At 46.3% G+C, this 10736-nt stretch carries 8 protein-coding genes, 1 pseudogene and 1 CRISPR repeat array; of the genes and pseudogenes, 3 read left to right on the forward strand and 6 right to left on the reverse strand.

Annotation, left to right across the window (positions count from 1 at the left end; translation table 11 throughout):
* Both IQ257_RS27235 and queG read right to left on the reverse strand, forming a co-directional pair.
* Positions 1–670: pseudogene (locus IQ257_RS27235) on the reverse strand (hypothetical protein); the annotation flags it as partial.
* Between the two features lie 190 nt (positions 671–860).
* On the reverse strand, positions 861–1805 hold the full coding sequence (gene queG, locus IQ257_RS27240; RefSeq protein WP_193880716.1) for a tRNA epoxyqueuosine(34) reductase QueG: 945 nt from the start codon (positions 1803–1805) through the stop codon (positions 861–863).
* 150 nt (positions 1806–1955) lie between these two features.
* On the opposite strand from queG, the gene IQ257_RS27245 reads away from it, so the two are divergent.
* The gene (locus tag IQ257_RS27245; RefSeq protein WP_193880718.1) at positions 1956–2372 is read left to right on the forward strand and encodes a nuclear transport factor 2 family protein; all 417 of its coding nucleotides are present in this window, start codon (positions 1956–1958) and stop codon (positions 2370–2372) included.
* Positions 2373–2383: 11 nt separating this feature from the next.
* Here IQ257_RS27245 and IQ257_RS27250 read toward each other — a convergent pair whose 3' ends face one another.
* The 4 genes from IQ257_RS27250 to IQ257_RS27265 all read right to left on the reverse strand — a co-directional run bounded on the left by IQ257_RS27250 (position 2384) and on the right by IQ257_RS27265 (position 6342).
* Complete coding sequence (locus IQ257_RS27250; RefSeq protein ID WP_193880721.1) at positions 2384–2818, reverse strand: hypothetical protein; 435 nt, start codon at positions 2816–2818, stop codon at positions 2384–2386.
* A 313-nt stretch (positions 2819–3131) separates the two neighbouring features.
* A complete protein-coding gene (locus tag IQ257_RS27255) occupies positions 3132–3563 on the reverse strand; it encodes an ATP-binding protein (protein ID WP_193880724.1) in 432 nt (143 codons plus the stop codon).
* Between the two features lie 3 nt (positions 3564–3566).
* Positions 3567–5264, reverse strand: a complete 1698-nt coding sequence (locus IQ257_RS27260; RefSeq protein ID WP_193880727.1) for a SpoIIE family protein phosphatase — start codon at positions 5262–5264, stop codon at positions 3567–3569.
* 358 nt (positions 5265–5622) lie between these two features.
* A complete protein-coding gene (locus tag IQ257_RS27265) occupies positions 5623–6342 on the reverse strand; it encodes a response regulator transcription factor (protein WP_193880728.1) in 720 nt (239 codons plus the stop codon).
* 367 nt (positions 6343–6709) lie between these two features.
* Here IQ257_RS27265 and IQ257_RS27270 point away from each other — a divergent pair, with 367 nt between their 5' ends.
* Both IQ257_RS27270 and IQ257_RS27280 read left to right on the forward strand, forming a co-directional pair.
* On the forward strand, positions 6710–8524 hold the full coding sequence (locus IQ257_RS27270) for a WD40 repeat domain-containing serine/threonine-protein kinase (RefSeq protein WP_193880731.1): 1815 nt from the start codon (positions 6710–6712) through the stop codon (positions 8522–8524).
* 310 nt (positions 8525–8834) lie between these two features.
* A CRISPR array of direct repeats spans positions 8835–9235; the repeat unit is 37 nt; unit sequence GTTTAAACTCCACTTAATCCCTATCAGGGATTGAAAC.
* Between the two features lie 560 nt (positions 9236–9795).
* Positions 9796–10736, forward strand: a 941-nt coding sequence (locus tag IQ257_RS27280) for a 3'(2'),5'-bisphosphate nucleotidase (RefSeq protein ID WP_193933374.1), incomplete at its 3' end; no start/stop codon positions are given.

The raw sequence follows: 10736 nt of genomic DNA on the forward strand, positions 1-10736 counted from the left end.
GTGGTATCCAAGGTGTCTGGGGTGGGTAAACCGGATAGTATATCCTTTCAAGAACTGTCCCCCCTGGATTGACACCCACCGCACGATTGCCGGGAACGGCAGATGAATTTAAACTGCCGTTGCCACCTCCATCCCGCTGTGCGGCTTCAGCTTTGCTGTTGATGAGTTCGAGCGATCGCAGAACATACAGACCAAACTTATAATCTTCTACTGAAGGCGGTTGGTTTTGAGTTGATGATGAATCCACGGCATTCATCCACCAAGATCCAGTCAGCTTTTTCTGGTTGGTTAACAGCAGAATGATCGTTGCTGCAATCGAAACCACACCAAATATCAGTAACACTTTGTCAACGGACCAACTGAATCCTTTAGAACGAGAGTGGGTTGTTTGAGCCACACTCGTCTTTACAGTCTTCGCTTCAGTCTCCTCGCTGGCATCAGAGGGCGGTTGTTCTACCAGGTTTTGGGACGATACGACTGCCGGTGGCATCGTAATGGGCGGAATCACAATCGACTGCAAGGAAACGTAATCCGGCTTAACCGGTTCTGTCGGTAACTTGCTGCTGCCGTCCAAAATCCGGTCAATGTCGGCAAACAAATCGTCCATTAACTTATCAGCATCAGCTTCTGCCGACCAGGGTTGGATGGCAGTGGAAGTGGTCGATGGCATTTTTGCCTCTTCTTTTGTAATGACGTTCTGAGACATGGATCGCTTGCTCTGGTAGCTATAGAATCAACAAGATACAATAGATGGTATAAAGCATTTCCTCCTGTCGCTTACATTAGCAGCGAAATTACCGATTGTGAGACAAAATTTTGATCATTTTTATCAAATCCTCTAGAATTTTCCAGACTTGCGGTCATGATTCGTGCCTCAACTGATTTGCCTTGGCATTCCGCCGCAGCATCTCTGGCTTAATGCGTCGCAGTGCCGATGCCGGAAAGCGGCGATTCCACTCGTCATCTGAGAGGGTTACGAGTTCGTCCAAGGTGGGAGCTACATTCCACGGATAAGGCTGAAAGTCTGACACCTCCGTAGGTTGAGCGAAACGCTGGTTCCAAGGACAAACATCTTGACAGATATCGCAACCCGCAACCCAGCCTTCTAAGTGAGGGATTAAGGATTGCGGCAATTCTGCTGCCCGATTCTCAATCGTATGATAGGCAATACAGCGATTGGCATCCACGACAAAGGGTTCTGTGATAGCTCCCGTTGGACAAGCCTCCAGGCAACGGGTGCAACTCCCGCAATGTTGGGTATGGGGAGCATCCGGCGTCAACTCCAGATTCGTCAGCACTTCCCCCAAAAACACCCAACTGCCATACTTGCGGGTAATAACGTTACCATTCTTGGCAATCCAACCCATCCCAGCCCGTTCAGCCCAGACTTTATCCTGCACGGGTCCAGTATCTGCGTAGTAACGAGCTTGAATGCCTTCGCCTTGGGCTTGCAGCCAATGGGTCAATGCTTTCAACTTTTTCTGCATGACCTTATGGTAATCGCGACCCCAACCATAACGGGAGATTTTGGCATATTCGTCTCCTGGAGGGCGCTGGTGAGGCGTGTAATAGTTTAGGGCAACGGCAATCACCGATTTTACGTCTGGCAGACGGGTGCGGATATCAAGGCGATTGGGATTTTCCATCCAAGCCATGTCCGCCTGATACCCTTGTGCTAGCCACGCTTTTAGGTGTCTCGTCGCTGAATCATCAACATCTATATCTACAGAAGCAATTCCGCAGACGTGAAAGCCTAAAAACTGAGCTTGTTGCTTAACCTGATTGCTGCTGAGAGCTACTTGCACGCTGGCTGTGAGCTAGATCGCAAATTTACCGATTTTATAACTATAGTTTATCTCCAATTGTTCGAATACCCAGTACTCAAATCTATCTATAAGGGTAGGACGATACCTGGGTTTATGTTCAACACTGGTATCGAACGAGAGGAAAAACCCATGACAACTGTCAACTACCTAACTCAAACCCAAGGCTTAACGATAGACGGCATAACTCTGCCCCTAGTGCTGCGTTATTTTGAAACGATGAATGCGGGTAACTACGAAGCAACGGCGGCTTTATTTGCCGATAGCGGTGCTATGCATCCGCCATTTGAGCAGCCTATCGAAGGAACTGACGCGATCGCATCTTACCTCAACGCCGAGGCTACAGGTATGCAGCTCCTGCCCCGCCAGGGAGTTGCTGAAATCTTAGACAATGGTGACACAGAAGTTCAGGTCACTGGCAGAGTAGAGACTCCTTTCTTTGGCGTCAATGTTGCCTGGATATTTGTACTTAACCCCAACCAAGACATTACCTTTGCCAGAATCAAGTTACTAGCATCTCCCCAAGAACTCTTAAACTTGAGGCGGTAGGTGTAGTTCCCTTAAGCTGCTGCCACTTGTTGCCAGGAACGTGCTAGTAACTCACGCCCCAAATCGATATCTTGAGGAGCGCACTGCCAGTCTGGATGCGCTGTCATTAACAAACTGTCTAGGGTTTCTTGGTCGAATAAATGCCAAACAGGTGCGCCAGCGACTTCTGTAGCGATCGCGTAGCAATTCATACTAAGGCAGTGAATGGTGCAGCGACTGGCAATTCGCACGAGTTCAAGCTGTTCACCCGGCTGGAGCGATCGGAATTTTCGGATCATTTGCTTCCACTCTAGAAGTGATGACACAGTTAATCCTGGAATCGCTACCTTAATTCCAGGACTGCCATTAACCGCAATCCAGTAGTGACGGGATGGATCAATACCTTCTAACCAGAGGGATTCGTCATCAAGTCGGTAGCGGGGAGCTAGGATAAATGGCTGTGTCATAGGAATAATTGCAAACTTAGAGTTACTAAACGTCAACTATTAGTTGAGAGCCTATTCAACCCAAATGGATAAAAAAAGGGCGATCTTTGCAAATAGGCAAGAACGTTTGATGACTATTTAAAATCTTAGATATTATGAGAGCTAAATCAAGTTAACTTAACAAAAATTATAATTTTTATCAAAGAATGGCATTTCTAAGTTAAGTTTCGTAAACAATATTCAATAAAGATAGCTGTGGCGATTATAATGAGCCACACTTACAGTAGTACTGCCCAGATCCTCAGCTCCCCAACGTCCCAACTCAGAAAGCGGTCTAAGACGGTTTTTCAGGTTCTGGCAAATTTGCTTCCAATGTCAGGCAGTTACGACCATTAACTTGCAAACGGTATTCTACCCGATCCATAAGCTTTTGCATGATCAGCCAGCCATACCCGCTTTCCTGCTTGTCTTGTGGAGCGGGTTCGATGTAATTAGAGATGTCATAGCCTTTACCGTGATCCCAAATTTCTAGGACAATATCCCGATCCTTGAGTTCCAAGCGAAACAAAATCGGCAAATTGGGTTGATCTCGATGGGCGTGACGCACCACATTAGAGTAAGCTTCCACCAATGCTAATCGCAAACGATGGGATTGACGCTGCCAGTCTACAGAATCACCGAGCGCCACTTCCAAACTTCCCAGCAGCCAGCTTTCAACAATACTCAGGAATTTCAAGTCACTCGGTACGTTCAGCTCCGTTTTCATTAACTACAAAACCTCCAGAGAGAGTATAGTTTGGTCGTCTTCCTGAACGTTGTTAGTGCGTTCTCGAATGCGAACAAGTAAATGGTTCAAGTCAAAGGGCGCTGGCTCTTGAAGCAGGAGTTGCCAAAGACCCGATTGCTTAAGTGTGTTTAGACAGTTATCTTGAATCTCTTGGTCGCTCATTGCCTCCTTGAGGGTTGCCTCGGTAATGCCATCACTAATCAATAGTAAAATTTCACCGGAATTTAACGTTAGCATTCCAGCTTTAGCCTTCCAAATCGGTAGAATGCCTAGGGGAACACCACGAACCTCAAGGTAATTTGGCTCTATTGTCACCGATTGCTCGGGAGATTCGTGCTGTTGAACAACCTGGTAGTGAGACCACACCATCGGATAAATATGACCCGCGTTAGCGTAAACAAGCCGCCCTGAACCTGGGGTATAGCGAGCCAGCACCATTGTAATAAAGCAGTTGGTACTAACGAGGTCATCGGACATACTGCTATTGAGATTGCTCATGACTACTTCTGGCTCTGGAGAGGTTTCTTGAGCCAGTTCCCGCCGTAAAATGGAAATGGCACTCGCCATAAACAAGGCAGCAGGAACACCTTTGCCAGAAACATCGCCGACTGCCAGCCAAACATCCCCTTGGGGGTGAATGTAAACCTCAAAAAAATCTCCCCCGACTTCTCTAGCTGGGTAGCAATGAGTTTGTATGCCTACACTTTCAACATTGGGCCAGCTTTGACGGAGCAAGTTATTCTGGATTTGGCGAGCCACTTCTAGCTCATCTCGCATCTGTTGAGCTTGCAATTGGGTACGCTGATAAAGTTTGGCTTGAGAAATGGCTAAAGCCGCTTGTTCTGCGACAGCTTCAATAAGTTGAATGTCTTCAGGTGTCCAGCAGGACTGGGTGCTTTCTTGTTGATGGAGAGAAAGTACCCCTAATAGTTCTTGCTGATAGATTAGGGGAACCCCAAGATGCACAGTTTTATTGTCATTATTGTCAGCACTCGTGTCTTCAAAAAGCTGGGTTTTATAGTTTTTAAAAACATTTTGCACGAGGGACTCAGTCGTGGGTAATGGGAGTATTTCAGATTCACCTTCAGCTTGGTAAGAGAAAAACTCTGACATGAACTGATAACCATCTACTGGTCGCAGAATGCAATGGGTGGCATCGAATGTCTGACCAATTGTTTTCACAACAGTTTGCAGCATACTGCTATAGTCTAGCGACTCCCGTATTGCTGTTGTCACTGCATTAAACAGTTCTTCACGTCGTAAGGCGCGGCGAAGTTCGTTGGTTCTTGTCTTGAGGACTCGGTACGTTTCAGCAGCTTGTTGAACGACTAATTTTAGATTTTCAGGGTTCCAAGGTTTGGTAATGTATTTAAAAACTTTGCCGGAGTTTATAGCTTCTACTAAATCTTCGACATCAGTGTAACCGGTCAAAAGAATACGAATCGTCTCCGGAAAGCGATCAACGGTTTTGCTCAAGAATTCTGTGCCGTTCATCAAAGGCATCCGTTGATCGGAAATAATGATTGCCATCTCCCCTTCTTCGTCCAGAATTCTAAGGGCGCTCATCGCTCCATCGGCTTTGAAGACGCGAAAATCTCTCCGGAACGTTCTGTAGAGCAAATCTAGGTTGTCAGGCTCGTCGTCCACCACCATCAGTTTGAGTTTATCTGCCTGACTCATGTGTTAACTCCGGTTCCTTCTTAAGTTTGAGACGATAGTTTGAGAATATAATCCATTGGATTTTGAGGAGGCAGTTGCAAGTCTACCAATAAACTAAACCGGATAAAATTCTCCAAACCTTCTTCCCACTGAAGATGCCCCTAGTGTTTGGTGCTACTGTTATCGCATTAAACTTATAATATTAATACATCTAAGCTCTGTATTACGAAGGGAGAGAGCTGGGGAGCTAGGGGAATTTACTTATCTCTTTATAGGGTTAAGAGGCAAAGGAGTGCCAAGGAACTTTCCTGTTGCCTTCCTTGTGCCTCTTGCTGGCACCTACGCGCTTTAGGGCGAAGTGCTTTTCAATCGCTGTTGCTCAACTGACCAAACCTGAGCGGAGAGCGCGAACCGCAGCTTGGGTGCGGTCATCGGCGCACAGCTTATTCAGGATATTCCGAACATGAGTTTTGACAGTTCCTACAGTGATGTAAAGCTTTTCAGCGATTGTCGCATTGCTGTAACCTTCCACAATGAGCTGTAGAACCTCTAGTTCTCGTTGGGTGAGTGGATAAGCTTCTAAGAGTTGGTTGTACTCATTGGCAGCAGCATTAATGCTTACGGTTTCGGGAGCTGCTAGGGTATTCGCGTCCGCCTCACTGAGTCTGGCTTGCTTGAGTACTATTTTAGCGATCGCTGGATCGATCCAAGCATTCCCTTCACTCGTGAAAACTATCGCTTCTAGCAAGTTATCGAAACTTATCGTTTTCATGCAGTAGGAGTTGGCACCAGCAGCAAAGGCTGCGAGTACCGCTTCTTCATTATCTTGCAGCGTCAAGACTAGAATCTTGGTTGGGGAATCCTCCTGACCGAGTTGAGACTCTTTAAACCGCTTTGTCAGTTCAATTCCATCCATATCTGGAAGACCAATATCAACGATGCCGATATCGGGTTTGACAGCTTCCAGTAACTTTAGACCTTCAGCACCTGTAGAGGCTTCCCCCAAAAATTCAATTTCACCCCGCTGCTGTAGTGCTGTTCGGATGCCAATCCGAGTTAGGTCATGGTCTTCAATAAGAGCAACGCGAATGGTACTCATCGTTAACATCCACTATAAGGTTAGTTAGACACGCAGGCATACAGTTCGGCTTTGCTGTGCTGTTCTTCAGAACAGTTTCCGTACTACTTCAGGTTGAATTCGATAATAGCGTGCGATCGGCACTTTCCAAAGACAACGGTTTTAAAGCAAGCTTGACAAGTTCCCAGTGTTTTCAATGGAAAGCACTGACTCTATCTAAGGAAACTCGGCAAAAAACACCATAATAATTATAATTATCGTTAGTTAGGATTTTGATACGTTTTGCAGCTATCGTTTTTCCAGTGTAAGTCTATTTGAGAGGCTTTGCCAGAGTTCAGCGCTCTTTTAGGGAAGGCAGAGGGCAGACGGTTGAAGAAGGACTATTTTGATGAGCTACTGCCTCAATCCTCGCTGTTGCAGACCCCGCAACCCTGAGGGAAGTAACTTTTGCCAGAGTTGTGGCACAAAACTGTTGCTAGCAGACCGCTACCGTACCATCCGGCTCTTAGGTACTGGAGGGTTTGGCAGAACCTTACTCGCAAAAGATGAATCTCAGCCATCGAAAGCCTATTGTGCCATCAAGCAATTTTACCCTCAACGGCAGAACAATCCCCAGAAAGCCGCAGAATTATTTCGCGCCGAAGCCGTGCGCTTAGAACAGGTGGGCAAATACCCCCAGATTCCCCAACTATTGGCGCATTTCGAGCAAGACGGTTATCTGTACACTGTGCAGGAATTCATCGATGGGCAGAACTTAGCCCAAGAATTAGCTCAATGTGGCACGTTTACAGAAGCAGAGATTCGTAACCTGCTGAGTGAGTTACTGCCAACCCTGCAATACATCCATACTAGACAGGTTATTCATCGAGATATCAAACCCGAAAATATCATCCGCCGTCACGCTGATAACAGAGTAGTGCTCGTAGATTTTGGTGCTGCTAAATATGCCACGGCAACGGCTTTAGCCAAAACCGGGACAAGCATCGGTTCTGCGGGATATGCTGCACCCGAACAACTCTTTGGTAAAGCTGTATTTGCGAGTGACCTTTATAGTTTAGGCGTGACTTGCATTCACTTGTTAACTCACATAGAGCCGTTTGACCTCTACAATCCCCTAGAAAGTGGCTTTAGTTGGCGGCATTACTTAGTTAAAAATCCGGTGAGTGGCAGATTTTCTAATATTCTCGACAAGATGGTTCAGACTACCCTCAAGCGGCGGTATCAGTCTGCTGAGGATGTAATACAAGCATTAGAAAAGGTGAGAGGAACGCGCTCACGAATTTCTAGCCCGAAGGTAGAGCTAGGGAAAGCTTCCTTATTTAATACTCTCTCTGGACATTCAGAGGGAGTGTATTCTGTGGCGTTTAGTCCAAACAGCAGTATTCTTGCCAGTGGTAGTGCCGACAAAACCATTAAGTTGTGGCAGGTGAGTATGGCTTGGGAAATTAGGACTCTTGGGAGTTGGTTTTCTAAGCATTCAGACCGAGTGTATTCTGTGGCATTCAGCCCCGATGGTAAGATGCTGGCTAGTGGCAGTGCTGACAAAACGATTAAGCTGTGGGACGTTCGGACTGGGAAAGAAATTTGCACCCTCAAAGGACATATTGGTGAAATTTATACCGTTGCTTTTAGTCTAGATGGTAAGTTTCTGGTGAGTGGCAGTACTGACCAAACTCTCAAATTCTGGGATATCGACATGGAGATGGAAAAGTACACAATAGAGGCACATTCCCACTCGATTTACAGCATTGCCTTCAGTCCCGATGGACAAACTTTAGCCAGTGGCAGTTATGACACAACTCTTAAATTGTGGAATCTTACAACAGGAAAGCAGAGTCGCTCCGTTAAATGTGCTTCAGCTCCGGTTTATTGTCTTGCTTTTAGCCCAGACGGAAAGATTCTGTCCAGTGGTAATTATGAGGGAATTATCCAACTATGGGATAGTGCTACTGGAAAGAACCTTGGCACCTTACAAGGACATTCAGATTCGGTGCGTTCTCTAGCATTTAGTCCCAATGGACAAATCCTGGCTAGTAGCAGTAGAGATAATACGATTAAGCTGTGGGATCTTAGCACTCTGAAGGAAAAGTCTACGCTCAAAACTCATTCAGATACCGTTTATTCTGTGGGGTTTAGTCCCAATGGACGCACTCTAGCCAGTGGTAGTGGAGATGCCACTATTCGGATTTGGCGACTTAAGTAGACCCAGGATTGACTCGTATTGTGGTGATATACTGCGAGATAACTAGATTTTTTTGCTTGATGGTGACAACCTGTAGGTGTTTTTTGAGAAGAGTCCATTTTTGGGGCTGCATTCCTTATTCGACAAGGGTTTGCAGCCTTTGCCTTTTGATGAAGGGTGTCACCGCTCCTGAAAGCCTTGCTATGACTAGATTTCAGCTAATTTCAAGTTTTCCTCTTGTCAACCGTTGGCTCTGGAATGCTATCATAAGAGGAGACTGTCACCAACGCACCTTGAAAACTAAATACTGTAAGCCTTCTGGATGCCTGCGGTTTAAACTCCACTTAATCCCTATCAGGGATTGAAACTTCCATCCCAGATCCCATTACCCCAAGCATAAAGCCATCGGGTTTAAACTCCACTTAATCCCTATCAGGGATTGAAACATACGCCCAAAGATTGCGGCAATCCTCACACACGTTTAAACTCCACTTAATCCCTATCAGGGATTGAAACCAAGTATGCCGAAATTTTCAAAGTTTTGCACTTAGTTTAAACTCCACTTAATCCCTATCAGGGATTGAAACAACCTAGCAATTTCTAGGAAAAAGTCTGCCATTCCTAGTTTAAACTCCACTTAATCCCTATCAGGGATTGAAACCTTGATCGATTTTTATTATCTGGCACGGAACTTCGTTTAAACTCCACTTAATCCCTATCAGGGATTGAAACTCGCTCATCTAATTTCTTGTGGACTCCCTTGATGTTGTTTAAACCTCACATCTTGCACCATTGTCAGTAAACCTGAAAACCCACCCAGAGTTAAAACTCCGGGCTAATAGCTTAAGTCCACTTAAGTGGACTAAAACTCTTATCCAGTCGTCTAAAGACGACTTTAGCTATGAGACAGTGGTTTTAACCACTGGCTGGCTCTTAATCCCTATCAGGGATTGAAACTATCACAAAATAGAAATTGTACAATGGATTGTTTTTGAAGAGCCTATTGAAGTATCAAGGACTCAGATTCAGAAGTTTAGCCAAAATTTTCCCATGAATGCAAGACCTATTCAGCGGTTAAATAGGCGCTTTTTGTTAGAGTCTTCGCCAGGATAAGGAATTTATTCAGGCTTTAATTCTTGATTGTTATTAATGTTTGTTGACTGAAATATTGTCTCATTTTTAACAAGCCTTTTACCAGTTCCCTTGCTGAACTTATTTAATGCCTTGCTAATCGCTTATTCGCTGGTTAAATTATAGGCTAGTGGTGTGACCAACAAGGAGATTTTGAAATAATGGCTTACGAGCAAGAGAAACAGGTAGCGATTGCAGCGGCACTGGCAGCCGCCAAACTGTGCGAGCAAGTGCGCCATGAAAGGGTGCCGGAAGCGATGGAAAAAAGTGATAAAAGCCCCGTAACCGTTGCTGACTTTGGCTCCCAGGCAGTTATCTGCCGTGCGATCGCTGCTGCCTTTCCTGATGATCCGGTGGTAGGAGAAGAAGATGCCGCTGATTTGCGTGAACCGGAAAAAGCCGACCAGTTGGCTCAAGTAACTAGCTACGTGCAAGCCGTTGTTGGCGATGCTACACCTGAAGCCGTGTTGAGCTGGATTGATCGGGGTAATGGTCAGGTGGGACAGCGCTATTGGACGCTAGACCCCATTGATGGAACTAAAGGATTTCTCCGCCAAGATCAATACGCAGTGGCGTTAGCGTTAGTAGAAGGGGGTGAAGTGAAACTCGGCGTTCTGGCGTGTCCAGCACTGCCTGTAGTCCCGGAACAGCCAGAGGGCGAACAGGGTGTCCTATTTGTGGCGGTGCGTGGTCAAGGAGCAACAATGATGCCCATCTCTGGTGGGGAACCCCATCCCATTCATGTCACCAAAGCCGATGATGTCGAGAATATGCGGTTTGTCGAAAGCGTAGAATCCGGTCATGGAGATCATGGGCGGCAGGATGCAGTAGCGAAGGCGGTGGGAATTACGGCATCCTCACTACGGATGGACTCTCAAGCCAAATATGGAGCCGTCGCTGCGGGTCGGGCAGCACTTTATCTGCGCTTACCATCACCCAAGTCTCCAGACTACCGGGAGAAGATTTGGGATCATGGGGCGGGGACAATTGTAGTCGAGGAAGCCGGTGGACGAGTCACAGATATGCACGGCAAACCCCTGAACTTTTCTATCGGTGCCAAACTTTCTGAGAATCAGGGCGTAGTTGTCAGTAACGGCGCGAT

This window comes from Coleofasciculus sp. LEGE 07092 (genome assembly GCF_015207375.1).
Taxonomy (GTDB): domain Bacteria; phylum Cyanobacteriota; class Cyanobacteriia; order Cyanobacteriales; family Coleofasciculaceae; genus LEGE-07092.